Genomic DNA, 14,731 nt, shown 5'->3' with positions numbered 1-14,731 from the left:
GACATGGAAGGCTGAGTAATGGAAAACACGCTGAACGGACGCAAGGCACTGGTCACCGGCGGGGCCGGCGGGATCGGTGCCGCCAGCGCCCGCGCCCTGGCCGCACGCGGGGCCAAGGTCGTGATCGCGGACGTGGACGAGTCCGCCGCCGCGGCCCTCGCCGACGAGATCGGCGGCACCTCGTGGGCCGTCAACCTGCTCGACGTCGAATCCCTCCAGACGCTCAGCCTGGACTGCGACATCCTGGTCAACAATGCCGGAATCCAGCGCATCAGCCCGATCGAGGACTTCGATCCGGCCGACTTCCGGCGCATCATCACCCTCATGCTCGAGGCGCCGTTCCTGCTGATCCGGGCCGCGTTGCCGCACATGTACGCCAACAACTTCGGCCGCATCATCAACCTGTCCTCCGTTCACGGCCTCCGTGCCTCGCCGTTCAAGAGCGCCTACGTCTCGGCCAAGCACGGCCTGGAAGGCCTGAGCAAGGTCACCGCGCTGGAGGGTGGCGCGCACGGCGTCACGTCCAACTGCATCAACCCCGGGTACGTCCGCACGCCCCTGGTCGAGTCGCAGATCGCAGACCAGGCCAAGGTGCACGGCATTCCGGAGTCCGAGGTCCTCGCCAAGATCATGCTGACCGAATCAGCGGTCAAGCGGCTCGTGGAGCCCGAGGAAGTGGCGTCGCTGGTGGCGTGGCTCGCCTCGGACGACGCCGGCATGGTCACCGGCGCCAGCTACACGATGGACGGCGGTTGGTCGGCGCGGTAGTCCGCCGGCGGGCGCCGCCCGCTTCCAACTGCGGGCAGCCCAGTTAGTTCTTGCTGCCCGTCAGTGCCAGGGTGCCGCCCAGGCCGATCATCATCACGCCGCCGGTGGTGCTGAGCGCGGCGATCCGCCGGGGCGACCGGGCGAACCAGTGCCGTGCCGTTCCCGCCGCGAGGGCCCACGTACTGTCGGAGACCAGGGCGATCAGCAGGAAGACCGCCCCCAGCGTGGCGAGCTGGACCGGAATCGCGCCGGCAGAATAGTCCACGAACTGCGGGAGCACGGCCACGAAGAAAACAATCGACTTCGGGTTGGTCGCGCCCACAATGAATCCCTCGCGGAGCACCCGGGCCGTCGAAGACGGGTTGGCAGGGTCTGCCGCCGTCGCGCCGCTGCCGCGATGCCGGATGGCCTGGATCCCCAGGTAGACAAGGTAGGCGGCGCCGGCAAACTTCACCACGCTAAAGAGCAGGAGCGACTGGGCCAGCACCACCCCGACGCCCACGGCCACCGCGGCGATCTGCACCAACTCGCCGCCCGCGTTCCCCGCGACACTCAACAGACCACCCTTGCGTCCCAGGGCCAGCGTCCGTCCGATCACGAACAGCACGCTGGGCCCCGGGACGGCGATGAGCACGAGCGCCGCGAGGGCAAAAGCCAGAAGATTTGGGGCGGGAACCATGCCTGATCTTAACCCTCCCGGGGCGCTCCCGGGAGGGGCCCGGGAGGGGCCCGGGAGGGGGAGACATGATTACCGCCCCGCAGGAACCTGCTGGAGCTGGGCCGTTTCGTCGGTGAGTTCGGCCCGGGCCCGGCCGTGGCCGCGGACCCAGAGCCGGTAGGCGAGCACCAGGAGGCAGAGCCAGACGGCACCGACGTATAGGGCCACCCGGGTGTCCTCGAAGGCGCCCAGGATCACGATCACCAGGGCCATGAAGGCGATGGTCAGCACGGATGCGGCGGGCCACCAGGGGGACGGGAACTCCGACGCCGGCAGTCCCTTGCGGGCGATCTCGCGTTTCATGGCGACATGGGAGGCCAGGATCATGGCCCAGACCCAGACGGTCGCGAAGGTAGCGATCGAGGCGATGATCAGGAACACGTCCTCCGGGATCACGGCGTTCAGGACGACCCCCACGAGCAGGATGCCCGTCATCATCACCACGGTCATCCACGGCACCCCGTGACGGGAGACCTTGCCGAAGCTCGCCGGGGCGTGGCCCTGCCGGGCCAGGCCGAAGAGGATCCGGCCGGCGCCGAAGATGTCGCTGTTGACGGCCGAGAGCGCCGCCGTGATCACCACGGCGTTGAGGATGTGGGGCGCGGCCGGGATGCCCAGGCTGCTGAAGATCTGCACGAAGGGGCTGCCGTTGCTGCCGATCTCGTCCCACGGGAACAGGCTCATCAGCACGCCGAGGGTCAGCACGTAGAACAGCAGGACGCGCACGGGGACGGTGTTGACGGCCTTGGGGATGACCTTTTTCGGATCGGCGGCTTCACCGGCGGTGATGCCCAGGGTTTCCACCCCGCCAAACGCGAACATCACTACCGCGAATGAGGCCAGGAGCCCTTCGAACCCGTTGGGGAACAGGCCCCCGTGATCAACAAGGTTGCCGAGCCCAGGCGCCACGGTGGCGCCGCCGGTCTGGAAGCCGAAGACGATGATCGCGGCGCCGCCGGCGATCATGGCGATGATGGCCGCCACCTTGATCAGGGAGAACCAGAACTCCAGTTCGCCGAAGACCTTGACGCTGAGCAGGTTCAGGGCCGCCAGGAAGAAGATGATGGCCAGGACCCAGACCCAGCGCTCCACGCCGGGGAACCAGAATCCCATGTAGATGCTGAAGGCCGTGACATCCGCGATGGCGACGATTGCCATCTCGAAGACGTAGGTCCAGCCGGTCACGAACCCGGCGAGCGGGCCCAGGTAGCGGCTCGCGTACTGGCCGAAGGACCCGGACACCGGATGCCGCACCGCCATTTCACCCAGGGCGCGCATCACCATGAAGACCGCGGCGCCGCCGATCATGTACGCCAGCAGGACGGCGGGGCCGGCCTTCTGGATGGCGGACGCGGAGCCGTAGAACAGCCCCGTGCCGATCGCCGAGCCCAGCGCCATGAAGCGGATGTGGCGGACGTTCAGCCCCCTGCTGAGTACGGAATCGACGGCGGCGCCGACGGCGGTGGCTGCGCCGCCGGTGCCTGCCTCTGCAGGTGCCGGCTTGGTGGCGGTTTGGGCTTGTTGCATGCGAATACCTTCTCGTCATTGGGAGGGGGATCGCTATCCAGCAGACCATGTCCGGCACTGCTGTGATGAGCCTCACGGGGACTTCGTGTCTTTGATTTCAGACTATGCGGCGGGCCGCGCCCGGGTTTCCCCACCTTTGCCGGGGCTCGACGGCGCGTGGCGCCGTGACGCCGGCGCGTCCCGGCGTCGTGGGGTCAAAGGTGGGGAAATTCCGCGCGGGCAACCCGAGAAAGTCGAAAACTCTTGACATCATGTTAGGTTTTCTTTACTTTTGCCATGTCAGGTTTGTTTTACATCCGGTTCATCGCGCGGGAGCGGCACATGTCATTCGAAGAAAAGAGCGCCTGGATCATGGGGGTGCTGGCGGCCGGAGCCTACGCGGTGTATCTGGCGGCAGTCCTCGGGCTGGCCGGGAGCATGCCGCTCACGGACGTGCCGTACGTGGCGCCGCTGCTCTGGACGGTCGGCAGCTCGATCGTCCTGTCGATCGTCCTCCACATTCTCATCCGCAGCCTCTCCGCCAAGGGCGCTGGCATGAAGGACCAGCGGGACAGGGAGATCTATCGCTTCGGCGAGCATATCGGCCAGTCCTTTGTGGTCATCGGGGCGGTGGCGGCGCTCATCATGGCCATGGCCGAGGTGAATCAGTTCTGGATCGCCAACGCCATCTACCTGGCCTTCGTGGCCTCGGCGATCCTGGCCTCCGTGGCGAAGATCGTGGCCTACCGGCGGGGCTTCCAGACGTGGTGAAGCCGACCAGGGTCACGAACTCCATCCGGCGCCTGCGGTTCGAAAACGGCGAACTGACCCAGGCGGAACTCGCCGATCGAATCGGCGTGACCCGGCAGACTGTCATCGCGATCGAACAGGGCCGCTACTCGCCGTCGTTGGAGCTGGCGTTCCAGATTGCCCATGTTCTCAACGTTCCGCTCGACGACGTCTTCCAGTACCCCGACTCTGAAGGAGAAGCATCATGAAAGCGATCATTCAGGACACCTACGGTTCCGTTGAGGTGCTGGAGCTGCGCGACGTCGACGTTCCCGTCCCCGGCGACGACGACGTGCTGATCCGGGTCCGGGCCGCCGGCGTCGACCAGGGCGTCTGGCACCTCATGACCGGCCTGCCGTACCTGACCCGGGTTGCAGGCTACGGGCTGACGAAACCGAAGACGCGCATCCGGGGCCGGGCCGTGGCGGGCCGCGTGGAGGCCGTCGGCCGGAGTGTGGTCGGCTTCAGGCCCGGCGACGAGGTATACGGGACGTGCGAGGGATCCTTCGCCGAATACGTGTGCGCGAAGGAAAGCCGTCTTGCGCTGAAGCCGAAGAACCTCAGTTTCGAGCAGGCCGCCGCCGTTCCCATCTCCGCCGTCACGGCCCTCCAGGCGCTCCGGGACACCGGCAAGGTCCAGCCCGGGCAGGACGTCCTCGTCATCGGCGCGGCCGGCGGCGTCGGCGCGTACGCGGTGCAACTCGCCAAGGCGTTCGGGGCGGAGGTGACAGGGGTGTGCAGCACTGCGAAGACCGATCTGGTCCGGTCGATCGGCGCGGACCATGTCATTGACTACACGCACGACGACTTCGCGGACGGGGCCAGGCAGTTCGACCTCATTGTCGACACCGCCGGCAACCGCCGGCTCTCCGTCCTCCGACGGGCCCTCAAACCCAAGGGAACCCTCGCCATCGTCGGCGGGGAAGGCGGCGGGCGGCTCACGGGCGGATTTGAACGGTCCCTCCGCGCGGCACTGCTCTCCGCGTTCGTCGGCCAGCAGCTCAAGGGCGTCATGTCGACAGAGCGCGCCGAGGACCTCCGGTTCCTGGCCGGGCTCATCGAGGCCGGCGCGGTGACGCCGGTTGTCGGCAGGTGCTACGCCCTGGCCGACGCGCCGGCCGCGATCCGGGACCTGCGCGACGGCCAGGTCCGCGGGAAGGCCGTCGTCACCGTGTGACCGTCTTTGCTGTTTGAGCGCGTCCTACGGTGTGTCCCCGCGGAAGCGGGCCACGTAGAGGCGCTGCCACGGCGTTTCCACCGTCAGGCGCCGGTACTGGCGGCGGACGTAGGACACCGCCTGGCCGGGCGGGACGCCGTCGAGGATGGCGATGCACGCCAGTGCGGTGCCCGTCCGGCCGATGCCGCGCCAGCAGGCCACTTCAACCCGTTCGGTCGCGGCCCGGCGCCAGGCTTCCCGGAACGCGTCAAGTGCGTCCGGCCGGTCCGCGGGCAGCCGCAGGTCCGGCCAGAGGAGCCATCTGGAATCCCATTCCACCGGGGGCGGCTGCTGCCCCAGCAGGTACAGGCCGAATTCGGGAAGCGGGCCGGCGGGCAGCGGATAGTGCAGACCGCGGCCGCGGATGCTCCGGCCGGAAGGAAGAACCAGGACGCCGTCCTGGGCCGGCTCCCACGTCTGCTTCATGCTCCAGATCGTAGTCCTTCGGCGGGATAGGCGGGGCAGGGTTGCGGGGCGGGGCCGGCGGGCGGATGCGTCGAACGCGGGATTGTCCGGTATTCCAGACAGGGCGTGCGGCTGACGGTCTGGCGGGCCTGCCCCGCCGGGCGCATGCTTAAGTACGGGATACCGGACACCAACCGTTTTTCGAAGAGGATCCATGCCAGCCACCAGCCCTACCCTGAACCATCTGCCCGCTTCCGCGGCGCCCGGAAATGCCCCGGCCGGCCCGGCAAGCAGCGCCGCGGGAGGCGCCGTGAGCACCCTCGGAACCGCTCCTGACGCCGCGACCGTGATCGCCCCCGCCGCTCCCGGCGCGCCTGCACCCAAGCCCGTCCGCCGGGCCGCCGCCGGAAAGGTGGCCTCGAAGGTGCCGGCGGCGGAAAACACACTGCGCATCCTCAAACTGCTGGCCTCCAGGCGGGGGCCGATGGCGGCGTCGAACATTGCCACCGCGTTGGGCTTGCCGCGCTCCAGCGTCTACCACCTGCTCGGCGTGATGGAGGCGAACGGATTTGTGCTGCACCTCCACGAGGAGCAGCGCTACGGCCTGGGCATCAGCGCGTTCGAACTCAGTTCGGCCTATTCCCGCCAGGAGCCGCTGTCCCGGCTGGGCCGGCCCATGCTTGCCTCGCTCGTGGATGTGATCGGCGAAAGCGCGCACCTGGCCGTGCTGCACGGCCGCGACGTGCTCTACATCGTGGAAGAGCGGGCCAAAAACCGCCCGTCCCTCGTGACCGACGTCGGGGTCCGGCTGCCCAGCCACCTCACCGCGAGCGGCCGCGCGATTCTTGCCGCGCTGCCGAAGTCCCAGGTGCGGGCCCTGTACCCGAACGCCGCCGCATTCACGGCCCGGCACGAAACCGAGTCGCCCATCATGAAGTACTCCGCGCTGTCCTCGCATCTGGACCAGGTCCGGCAGCGCGGTTACGCCACCGAACACGGTGAGGTGACGCCGGGCTTCGGCTCGATCGCCGCCGCCGTGACGGACCACGTCGGGTGGCCGACCGCCGCCGTCGCCGTGACTTTCCTCGAGGACAAGCTGCCCGCAGACCAGTGGCCGGCTCTGGCCGCCCGGATCCAGAAGGTCGCCGACGAACTCTCGATCCGGATCCACGGCCGCCCCGCCTGACCCGCCCCGCCAACCCCCCGTTGCGCTATCACTTATGGCTCCTATTCGGGTGTTTTAGGCGCCATAAGTGATAGCGCAACGGGGGAGAGGGGATGCGGCAGCGGGGAGCATTGGAGGCGTCTGAAATCCCGGACAGCACCCGTCCGCAAGCCCTGTTTACGCGGCCTCGAACAGGCTTTAGTTGATACAGAACCTCATTCCCTCTGATTCATTCAGCAGCACATTTCAGCACACACCTTCAGCACAGACACCACCACGAAACAAAGGAGCCCCTCATGGCACCCGCCGATTTCACCACCGGTGCCCGCCCGGTCAAAGCAGCCCGCGGCACCGAGCTCACCGCCAAGAGCTGGCAGACGGAAGCCCCGCTGCGCATGCTCATGAACAACCTCGACCCCGAGGTCGCCGAGCGCCCCGATGACCTCGTGGTCTACGGCGGCACCGGCCGCGCGGTCCGAAGCTGGGCCGCGTTCGACGCCATCACCCGCACCCTGGAAACCATGGAAAAGGACGAGACCCTTCTGGTCCAGTCCGGCAAGCCGGTCGGCGTCTTCCGCACCAACGAGTGGGCGCCGCGCGTCCTGCTGGCCAACTCCAACCTCGTCGGCGACTGGGCCACCTGGCCCGAATTCCGCCGGCTCGAAGCCGAGGGCCTGATGATGTACGGCCAGATGACCGCCGGGTCCTGGATCTACATCGGCACCCAGGGCATCCTGCAGGGCACCTTTGAGACCTTCGCGGCGATCGCCCGCAAACTCACCGGGGACGAGAACGGCACTCTCGCCGGCACCCTGACGCTCACCGGTGGCTGCGGCGGCATGGGCGGCGCCCAGCCGCTCGCCGTCACCCTGAACGACGGCGCCTGCCTGATTGTCGACGTCGACGAGACCCGGCTGCGCCGCCGCGTCGGCAAGCGCTACCTCGACGAGGTAGAGACCGACCTCGACGCCGCCATCGCCAAGGTCCTCAAGGCCAAGGAAGAGCGCCGCGGCTGGTCCGTGGGCTACGTCGGCAACGCCGCCACGGTCTTCCCGGAGATCCTGCGCCGCCACAACGCCGGCGAGCTCACCGTGGACATCGTCACGGACCAGACCTCCGCACACGATCCCCTGAGCTACCTGCCCGAGGGCATCACGGTCGAGGAATGGCACCGCGAGGCCGCGGCGGACCCGGAAGGCTTCACGAAGAAGGCCCAGGCTTCCATGGCCAAGCACGTCCAGGCCATGGTCGAGTTCCAGGATGCCGGCGCCGAGGTCTTCGACTACGGCAACTCCATCCGCGACGAGGCCCGCAAGGGCGGCTACAACCGCGCCTTTGAGTTCCCCGGCTTCGTCCCGGCCTACATCCGCCCGCTGTTCTGCGAAGGCCTCGGCCCGTTCCGCTGGGTTGCCCTTTCCGGCGACCCCGAGGACATCGCGGTCACGGACAAGGCCATCAAGGAGCTCTTCCCCGAGAACAAGCACCTGCACCGCTGGATCGACGCCGCCGGTGAGCGCGTCGAATTCGAAGGCCTCCCGGCCCGCATCTGCTGGCTCGGCTACGGCGAACGCGCCAAGGCCGGCCTGCTGTTCAACCAACTCGTCAAGGAAGGCAAGGTCAAGGCCCCCATCGTGATCGGCCGCGACCACCTCGACTCCGGCTCCGTCGCCTCCCCGTACCGCGAAACCGAGGCCATGGCCGACGGCTCCGACGCGATCGCCGACTGGCCGCTGCTCAACGCCCTGCTCAACACCGCCTCCGGCGCCACGTGGGTCTCCATCCACCACGGCGGCGGCGTCGGCATCGGCCGCTCCATCCACGCCGGTCAGGTCTCCGTCGCCGACGGCACCGACCTCGCCGCGGAAAAGCTCGCGCGCCTCCTCACCAACGACCCCGGTATGGGCGTCATCCGCCACGCCGACGCCGGCTACGACCGCGCCCTCGAGGTCGCCAAGGAACGCGGCGTCCGCATCCCCATGACCGAGTCCCGCTAACCCAGCCGCTAAACCCGTCGATTGCTCCGTAAATGCCGTTCTGAGCCTTGAAAAGGGCAGATGCGGAGCAATCGACGGGGGAGCTTGGCTCAACCACCAGATTTAGGTAGATTTCAATGACTCTCACAACCCACGAACCGCTCACCGTCACCCTCGGCTCCAGCGGCGTCACGCCCGAGGACGTCGTTGCCGTCGCCCGCCACGACGCCAAGGTGACCATCTCGCAGGAAGCCCTGGACACCGTCGCCAAGGTCCGCGCCCACATCGACGACCTCGCCCACAGCGAGGTCCCGGCGTACGGCATCTCCACCGGCTTCGGCGCGCTGGCCAACCGGCACATCCCCAACGAGCTGCGCACCCAGCTGCAGAAGTCGCTGATCCGTAGCCACGCCGCCGGCATGGGCCCGGCCGTGGAACGCGAAGTGGTCCGCGGCATCATGTTCCTGCGCGCCAAGACCCTCGCCTCCGGCCGCACCGGCGTCCGCCCCGTGGTCCTGCAGACCATGGTGGATGTCCTGAACGCCGGCATCACCCCGGTGGTCCGCGAATTCGGCTCGCTCGGCTGCTCCGGCGACCTCGCGCCGCTGTCCCACTGCGCCCTGGTCCTGATGGGCGAAGGCGAAGCGATGGGCCCCGATGGCGAGCTGTACGGCGCCAAGGGCGCGCGCCCCGTAGCCGAACTCCTCGCCGCCCACGGCATTGAACCCGTCACCCTGGCCGAGAAGGAGGGCCTGGCGCTCGTCAACGGTACCGAGGGCATGCTGGGCATGCTGCTGATGGCCATCGCGGACATCCGCCAGCTGCTCACGACGGCGGACATCACCGCTGCGCTCAGCGTTGAGGCGCTGCTCGGCACGGACCAGGTGTTCCTGCCCGAGCTGCACGCCGCGCTCCGGCCGCACCCGGGCCAGGCAGCCTCCGCGGACAACATGCTCCGGGTCCTGTCCGACTCGCCGATCGTGGCCTCGCACCGGATCAACGACACCAAGGTCCAGGACGCCTACTCGCTGCGCTGCGCACCCCAGGTGGCCGGCGCCGTCCGCGACACGGTTGACCACGCAGCCCTGGTCGCCTCCCGCGAACTGGCCGCCGCGATCGACAACCCGGTGGTCCTGCCCGACGGCCGCGTCAGCTCCAACGGCAATTTCCACGGCGCCCCGGTGGCCTACGTGCTGGACTTCCTGGCCATCGCCGTCGCGGACCTGAGCTCCATTGCCGAGCGCCGGACCGACCGGATGCTGGACCCGGCACGCTCGCACGGACTGCCGGCCTTCCTCGCCTCGGACCCCGGCGTCGACTCGGGCCTCATGATCGCCCAGTACACCCAGGCCGGCCTGGTGTCGGACAATAAGCGGCTGGCCGTCCCGGCGTCGGTGGACTCGATCCCGAGCTCGGCGATGCAGGAGGACCACGTCTCCATGGGGTGGCACGCGGCCCGCAAGCTCCGCCGCGCCGTAGAGAACCTGCGCCGCGTTCTGGCGATCGAACTCGTGACCTCGGCCCGGGCGCTGGACATCCGCACCCAGGTCTCCGGCGGCGAACTGACTCCGGGCCCCGCGGGTACTGCCGTGATCGCCGCGCTGCGCGACGTCGTCAACGGTCCTGGCACCGACAGGTTCCTGTCGCCGGAGCTCGAAGCGGCGGACGCCCTGGTGGCGTCGGGTGCGGTCCGGGCGGCGGCCGAATCGGCTGTTGGAAATCTCGCCTGAGAAGAAACAAAGTGCACTGCAGTTGAACATTTCCCGGCGCCCCCGAAATCTTTGGCGACACGGCCAGCGGGGGCCCGGGAACTGTAGTACAAATGGAAGTCCACACCAACGAAGTTGTGGCAAAGAACACATACAAAGGGGTAGAAGTTCAATGAAAGCACGCGGCACGGTACTGTCCAGACGCCTTGCATCCGCAGCCACGGTTTCCGACTGGAGCGGCCTCCGGGTCGGCGAACGGGTCGAAATCGTCAAGCACGCACAGGTCATTGCGGCCGGTGAGGTTGAAGAAGTCTCACTGAGCGGCAACGTCCTCTGGCTGGTCCCCGCCGGGCCGTCCGAGACGCAGCTCTTCCTGCAGTCCGACGGCGTCCAGGTGCGCCGCGTCTAACTCGCACGAGAAAGTCCCCGCCCTTCCCCGGCTCCGCACTTCGCGGTCCGGGAGGGGACGGGGACTTTCTGCGTTCCGGGAGGGCGTTCGACGGCCCCGGCACGGCCGGGACCGGACGCTGTCAGGCCCGGTTGCGGCCGGCTCTGCCCCCCCGGCCGCGGCTAGCGCGCCGCAAATGGCGGCGGTCCCAACAGCACGATGCCGCCGTTCCTGCGGGCCGACTCCTGTACCTTGCTGAAGTCCACGGGGCCCGCCGGGGCTGAACCGTCCGCCGAGCCGCCGGACGAACCATCGGCAGAGTCGTCGGGGGAGAGCGGCGTGCTCGCATCCCAGTAGAAGGCCTCGCAGCAGCCGGGCGTGTGCAGGCAGAGCATCCGCGCGGAGTCGGACACCACCATGAACGCGTGGGGAACTCCCCGCGGGGCCACGGCGAGGCCGCCGGCGCCGATCCGGTGATTCTCGCCGTCGACGTGCATGAGGATCTCGCCCTCGAGGATGAACATCGTCTCGTCTGAATCGGGGTGGCTGTGCAGCGGTGTCATCTTGCCGCCGGCCATCTGGTCCTCGAAGAGCAGGAACGCCCCGCCGGTCTCACCGGCCCTGGCTTTCCAGGTGTGAACTCCTCCGCCGAAGAACCAGCGGCGCTCGCCCTGTCCTTTTGTCCGGATGATGGTTGTCTGGCTGCTGACCGCTTCCATGGGATCGCCTCTTCGGGATCGCTTCTGAGGAATTTATGGGACTCTTGTCCCATAACAAGACTGGAGTACCATGAATTCCATGTCAACCCCCTACAAGGACGCAGGCCGGACGGGCCAGAAGCGCCGCACGTTCGAGGCTCTGGTAGCGGCCGCCCGCGAGGCGGTGGCGGCGGGGGAAGCCCCGACTGTTGATGGCACCGCCGCAGCGGCCGGCGTCGCCCGGAGCACGGCCTACCGGTACTTCCCGAGCCAGCGCGAGCTCCTCGCCGCGGCCCACCCGGAAACGGTCCGGCAGTCCCTGCTGCCGGCGGACGCCCCCGAGGATCCCGCGGAGCGGCTGGACGCCGTGGTGCTGGAGTTCACCAGGCTGATCGTCAACACGGAGGCGCAGCAGCGCACCATGCTCAGGCTGTCCCTGGAACGCGACCCGGCGGAGCCGGCGCAGGCTCTGCCGCTGCGGCAAGGCCGGGCGATCGCCTGGATCGAGGAAGCGCTCGCTCCGCTCCAAGGGACGTTGTCAGGTCCCGGGATCCGGGCGCTGGCCCTGGCCGTGCGCAGCGCGATCGGCATTGAGGCCCTCGTCTGGCTGACGGACATCGGCGGGCTCTCACCGGAGCAGGCCATGGCGTCGATGCGCTGGTCCGCGCAGGCACTCCTCCGGCAGGCCCTCGTGTCCGGGCCCCCGCCGGCCGCTGCCGGCTGACGCCTACCCCAGTAGCGTGTTGACCAGCCGGGCGGCCACCTTCGCGGTGCGGGCGTCGATGTCAAACTCGGGGTTCAGTTCGGCGACATCCAGGTGCAGGAGCTTCCCGCTCGCCGCGACCTGCCGGCACACGGCATTGATCACCGGGAGCGGCACCCCGTACGCGGCCGGGGCGCTCACCCCGGGGGCCACCGAGGCCGGCAGCACGTCCAGATCGATCGTGAGGTACAGCGCGTCCACCTGCGCCAGGAACGCGGCCACAAACGCCTGGGCGGCCTCCGCCGAGCAGTCCTCGTCCAGCAGGTAGTCCACGCCGAGTTCCGCGGCGGTCCGGAAGAGCGCCCGGGTGTTGTTCGGCTCGGAAATGCCGACGACGGCGTAGCGCAGTTCGCGGCCGGCGGCGGCTTCCGCGCGGGCCATCTGCAGGAACGGCGTCCCGGAACTGGGCACGGCCTCGTCACGGAGGTCGAAGTGGGCATCGAGGTTCAGGACGCCCACTCTCAGGCCCCCGCGCACGGCAGACGATCCGGCGACGCCGAGGTAACTGGCGAACGCGGTTTCGTGGCCGCCGCCCAGAACGACCGGAAGCTGCCCGGCATCGATGAGCCGGGAGATGGCCTGCCCGGCGCGTGCCTGCCCGGCCTCGAGAGACTCATCGCGCACGGTGACGTCGCCGGCGTCGAGCACGTCCCGGTCGAGGTGGAAGGCGAGCGGACCCAGGGCGGCCCTGATGGCGGCGGGAGCGGCCGCGGCGCCGGTGCGGCCCTTGTTGCGGCGCACGCCCTCATCGCTGCCGAAGCCGAGGATGACGGCGGGCCGGGTCCGGGAGGAGGCCGTGGCCGGGTTTGCGGGCGGGGCGTAGGGGGCCACGGCCTGCCACCAGCGCCGGTGCTCGGCGCCGTCGCCATCGAACCGTCCGGTCCAGGGCTGCGGCGGGACATCGACAGTGAGCGCAGAAGAATCCATGGTTCTACCTCACCTCAGCCGGCACCCGAACACCAGCCGCTGCGCGCCGGGACTGTCCGGAATCCCGGAAACCCCGCCTGGCGGGGGACAAACGGTGGCGGCCAAACAGCAGCGCCGAGCTAGCGTTTCGCGGCAATGTATTCGAAGAACACTGCCGCGAAATGCCAACTCGGCGCATGGAAAAGGCGGGAGGACCCTAGTGGATGCCGAGGGCCGCCTCGATGGGGCCGATCGCGAAGAACAGCGTGAACGCGGCAGCCACAACCCACATGAGCGGGTGCACCTCGCGGGCCCGGCCCTGGAACAGGCGGATCAGCACGAAGGTGATGAAGCCCGCGCCCAGGCCGTTGGCGATCGAGTAGGTGAACGGCATGAGGGTGAAGGTCAGGAACGCCGGGATCGCGATGCCCAAGTCCTGCCAGTCGATCTTGCCAACCTGCGAGACCATCATGAAGCCGACGATCACGAGGGCCGGGGCCACGGCCTCGAATGGCACGAGGTTGATCAGCGGCGTGAAGAACATGGCCACGAGGAACAGCAGGCCCGTGACGATGGATGCCAGGCCGGTGCGGGCGCCTTCGCCGATGCCGGCGCCGGATTCGACGTAGATCTGGTTCGAGGAGACGGAAGCGCCGCCGCCGATGATCGCGCCGAGGGCGTCCACCTGCAGCACACGGTCAACGTTGGGGATGTTGCCGTCCTTGTCGATCGTGCCGGCCTCGGTGGCCAGGCCCACCATGGTGCCCATGGCATCGAAGAAGATGCTGAGCAGGATCACGAAGGCCAGCAGGGTGGCGGCGACGAAGCCGAGGTGCTCAAAGGCGCCGAACGGGTTGGCGTTGCCGATCAGGGACAGGTCCGGGGCGGCCCACTCGGAGAACTTGGGCGCGACAAGGGACCAGCCCTGCGGGTTGTGGGTCTTGCCGTCGAAGCTGGGACCAATGTGCAGGGTGGATTCCAGGATCACGGACAGGATGGTCGAGGCCACGATGCCGATCAGGATGGCGCCCTTGACCTTGCGCACCACCAGGGCGATGGTCAGGATCAGGCCGAAGACGAACACGAAGGTGGGCCAGCCCAGCAGCTTGCCATCGAAGCCCAGGCCGACCGGAACTGTGGTGCCGGCGACATCCGGGATGCGGCGCACGAAGCCCGCATTGACAAGGCCGATCAGGGCGATGAAGAGGCCGATGCCGACCACGATCGCGGTCTTGAGCCCGTCGGGGACGGCCTTGAACACGGCCGTCCGGAAGCCGGTGAGGACCAGGATCAGCATGGTGATGCCGGAGAGCATCACCAGGCCCATCATGTCCGGCCAGGACAGCCCGGGGTTGGTGGCCACCGTGACGGCGACGAACGCGTTGACGCCGAGTCCGGTTGCCAGGGCAAAGGGATGCTTAGCCCACGCGCCCATGAGGATCGTGAGGATGCCGGCCACGAAGGCGGTGGTTGCGGCGACCGCTGGGAAGCCGAGCGTCGTGCCTGTCGAGTCGGGCCCGGAGAGGATCAGCGGGTTTAGCACCACGATGTAGCTCATGGCGAAGAACGTGGCGAACCCTCCGCGGATCTCGCGCGAGAAGTTCGACCCCCGCTCGGAAATCTTGAAATACCGGTCGAGTGCAGAGCCCTGCTTGAGCATTAGTCCTCCGGGAGTGATGGGTGTTGCCTAAATCCTATTGGGAGCCCCGCGGCCAACCCTTTGTTTT

At 68.4% G+C, this 14,731-nt stretch carries 15 protein-coding genes; 9 read left to right on the top strand and 6 right to left on the bottom strand.

Going from position 1 to position 14,731, the window contains the following annotated elements; all coding sequences use genetic code 11:
- The first annotated feature begins 18 nt into the window (after positions 1–18).
- Positions 19–768 carry a 3-hydroxybutyrate dehydrogenase gene (locus ACVWZ7_RS09425; protein ID WP_091250311.1) on the top strand — a complete coding sequence of 250 codons (750 nt, stop codon included), beginning with the start codon at positions 19–21 and terminating at the stop codon, positions 766–768.
- A gap of 43 nt (positions 769–811) precedes the next feature.
- Here the strand turns inward: ACVWZ7_RS09425 and ACVWZ7_RS09420 are convergent, their stop codons facing one another.
- Complete coding sequence (locus ACVWZ7_RS09420) at positions 812–1,447, bottom strand: LysE family translocator (protein WP_456507674.1); 636 nt, start codon at positions 1,445–1,447, stop codon at positions 812–814.
- A 69-nt stretch (positions 1,448–1,516) separates the two neighbouring features.
- The gene (locus ACVWZ7_RS09415) at positions 1,517–3,013 is read right to left on the bottom strand and encodes an amino acid permease (RefSeq protein WP_116765536.1); all 1,497 of its coding nucleotides are present in this window, start codon (positions 3,011–3,013) and stop codon (positions 1,517–1,519) included.
- Between the two features lie 276 nt (positions 3,014–3,289).
- Here ACVWZ7_RS09415 and ACVWZ7_RS09410 point away from each other — a divergent pair, with 276 nt between their 5' ends.
- The 3 genes from ACVWZ7_RS09410 to ACVWZ7_RS09400 are packed head-to-tail and all read left to right on the top strand — an operon-like array spanning position 3,290 to position 4,958.
- Positions 3,290–3,763: a hypothetical protein gene (locus ACVWZ7_RS09410; protein WP_456507673.1), complete on the top strand. Its 474-nt coding sequence runs from the start codon at positions 3,290–3,292 to the stop codon at positions 3,761–3,763.
- Positions 3,757–3,990 (top strand): helix-turn-helix transcriptional regulator, encoded by a 234-nt coding sequence (locus ACVWZ7_RS09405; protein WP_456507672.1) that lies wholly within the window; start codon positions 3,757–3,759, stop codon positions 3,988–3,990. Before ACVWZ7_RS09410 ends, ACVWZ7_RS09405 begins: the two co-directional genes overlap by 7 nt.
- The gene (locus ACVWZ7_RS09400) at positions 3,987–4,958 is read left to right on the top strand and encodes an NAD(P)-dependent alcohol dehydrogenase (RefSeq protein ID WP_456507671.1); all 972 of its coding nucleotides are present in this window, start codon (positions 3,987–3,989) and stop codon (positions 4,956–4,958) included. The genes ACVWZ7_RS09405 and ACVWZ7_RS09400 overlap by 4 nt, the downstream gene beginning before the upstream one ends.
- Positions 4,959–4,982: 24 nt before the next feature.
- Here the strand turns inward: ACVWZ7_RS09400 and ACVWZ7_RS09395 are convergent, their stop codons facing one another.
- Positions 4,983–5,423 (bottom strand): protein-tyrosine phosphatase family protein, encoded by a 441-nt coding sequence (locus ACVWZ7_RS09395; protein ID WP_456507670.1) that lies wholly within the window; start codon positions 5,421–5,423, stop codon positions 4,983–4,985.
- 193 nt (positions 5,424–5,616) lie between these two features.
- Between ACVWZ7_RS09395 and ACVWZ7_RS09390 the strand changes: the two genes are divergently transcribed.
- From ACVWZ7_RS09390 to ACVWZ7_RS09375, 4 genes are all read left to right on the top strand, one after another.
- Positions 5,617–6,588, top strand: coding sequence for an IclR family transcriptional regulator (locus ACVWZ7_RS09390; protein WP_344361246.1), 972 nt, complete (start codon positions 5,617–5,619; stop codon positions 6,586–6,588).
- A 275-nt stretch (positions 6,589–6,863) separates the two neighbouring features.
- On the top strand, positions 6,864–8,561 hold the full coding sequence (gene hutU, locus ACVWZ7_RS09385; RefSeq protein WP_116765542.1) for a urocanate hydratase: 1,698 nt from the start codon (positions 6,864–6,866) through the stop codon (positions 8,559–8,561).
- A 116-nt stretch (positions 8,562–8,677) separates the two neighbouring features.
- A complete protein-coding gene (gene hutH / locus ACVWZ7_RS09380) occupies positions 8,678–10,270 on the top strand; it encodes a histidine ammonia-lyase (RefSeq protein ID WP_456507669.1) in 1,593 nt (530 codons plus the stop codon).
- Positions 10,271–10,421: 151 nt separating this feature from the next.
- Positions 10,422–10,658, top strand: coding sequence for a hypothetical protein (locus ACVWZ7_RS09375; protein WP_091250330.1), 237 nt, complete (start codon positions 10,422–10,424; stop codon positions 10,656–10,658).
- A 161-nt stretch (positions 10,659–10,819) separates the two neighbouring features.
- On the opposite strand, the gene ACVWZ7_RS09370 is transcribed toward ACVWZ7_RS09375, so the two are convergent.
- Complete coding sequence (locus ACVWZ7_RS09370; RefSeq protein WP_344361238.1) at positions 10,820–11,356, bottom strand: cupin domain-containing protein; 537 nt, start codon at positions 11,354–11,356, stop codon at positions 10,820–10,822.
- A gap of 79 nt (positions 11,357–11,435) precedes the next feature.
- Here ACVWZ7_RS09370 and ACVWZ7_RS09365 point away from each other — a divergent pair, with 79 nt between their 5' ends.
- The gene (locus ACVWZ7_RS09365; RefSeq protein ID WP_456507668.1) at positions 11,436–12,059 is read left to right on the top strand and encodes a TetR/AcrR family transcriptional regulator; all 624 of its coding nucleotides are present in this window, start codon (positions 11,436–11,438) and stop codon (positions 12,057–12,059) included.
- Between the two features lie 3 nt (positions 12,060–12,062).
- Here the strand turns inward: ACVWZ7_RS09365 and hutG are convergent, their stop codons facing one another.
- Together hutG and ACVWZ7_RS09355 are read right to left on the bottom strand one after the other, a co-directional pair.
- Complete coding sequence (hutG, locus tag ACVWZ7_RS09360) at positions 12,063–13,025, bottom strand: formimidoylglutamase (RefSeq protein ID WP_456507667.1); 963 nt, start codon at positions 13,023–13,025, stop codon at positions 12,063–12,065.
- A gap of 196 nt (positions 13,026–13,221) precedes the next feature.
- Positions 13,222–14,664 carry an NCS2 family permease gene (locus ACVWZ7_RS09355; RefSeq protein WP_456507666.1) on the bottom strand — a complete coding sequence of 481 codons (1,443 nt, stop codon included), beginning with the start codon at positions 14,662–14,664 and terminating at the stop codon, positions 13,222–13,224.
- Positions 14,665–14,731: the final 67 nt, after the last annotated feature.

Source organism: Arthrobacter sp. TE12232, from assembly GCF_054062615.1.
The sequence above is the reverse complement of the archived record's forward strand: the minus strand, read 5'-3'. Positions and strand labels throughout refer to the sequence as shown.

What these genes read in the sequence shown, in the direction of transcription:
- ACVWZ7_RS09355 (WP_456507666.1), bottom strand. Translation starts at nt 14,664, where the DNA reads ATGCTCAAGCAGGGCTCTGCACTCGACCGGTATTTCAAGATTTCCGAG.
- hutG (WP_456507667.1), bottom strand. Translation starts at nt 13,025, where the DNA reads ATGGATTCTTCTGCGCTCACTGTCGATGTCCCGCCGCAGCCCTGGACC.
- ACVWZ7_RS09420 (WP_456507674.1), bottom strand. Translation starts at nt 1,447, where the DNA reads ATGGTTCCCGCCCCAAATCTTCTGGCTTTTGCCCTCGCGGCGCTCGTG.
- hutH (WP_456507669.1), top strand. Translation starts at nt 8,678, where the DNA reads ATGACTCTCACAACCCACGAACCGCTCACCGTCACCCTCGGCTCCAGC.
- ACVWZ7_RS09415 (WP_116765536.1), bottom strand. Translation starts at nt 3,013, where the DNA reads ATGCAACAAGCCCAAACCGCCACCAAGCCGGCACCTGCAGAGGCAGGC.
- ACVWZ7_RS09370 (WP_344361238.1), bottom strand. Translation starts at nt 11,356, where the DNA reads ATGGAAGCGGTCAGCAGCCAGACAACCATCATCCGGACAAAAGGACAG.
- ACVWZ7_RS09375 (WP_091250330.1), top strand. Translation starts at nt 10,422, where the DNA reads ATGAAAGCACGCGGCACGGTACTGTCCAGACGCCTTGCATCCGCAGCC.
- ACVWZ7_RS09390 (WP_344361246.1), top strand. Translation starts at nt 5,617, where the DNA reads ATGCCAGCCACCAGCCCTACCCTGAACCATCTGCCCGCTTCCGCGGCG.
- ACVWZ7_RS09365 (WP_456507668.1), top strand. Translation starts at nt 11,436, where the DNA reads ATGTCAACCCCCTACAAGGACGCAGGCCGGACGGGCCAGAAGCGCCGC.
- ACVWZ7_RS09410 (WP_456507673.1), top strand. Translation starts at nt 3,290, where the DNA reads ATGTCAGGTTTGTTTTACATCCGGTTCATCGCGCGGGAGCGGCACATG.
- ACVWZ7_RS09400 (WP_456507671.1), top strand. Translation starts at nt 3,987, where the DNA reads ATGAAAGCGATCATTCAGGACACCTACGGTTCCGTTGAGGTGCTGGAG.
- ACVWZ7_RS09395 (WP_456507670.1), bottom strand. Translation starts at nt 5,423, where the DNA reads ATGAAGCAGACGTGGGAGCCGGCCCAGGACGGCGTCCTGGTTCTTCCT.
- ACVWZ7_RS09425 (WP_091250311.1), top strand. Translation starts at nt 19, where the DNA reads ATGGAAAACACGCTGAACGGACGCAAGGCACTGGTCACCGGCGGGGCC.
- hutU (WP_116765542.1), top strand. Translation starts at nt 6,864, where the DNA reads ATGGCACCCGCCGATTTCACCACCGGTGCCCGCCCGGTCAAAGCAGCC.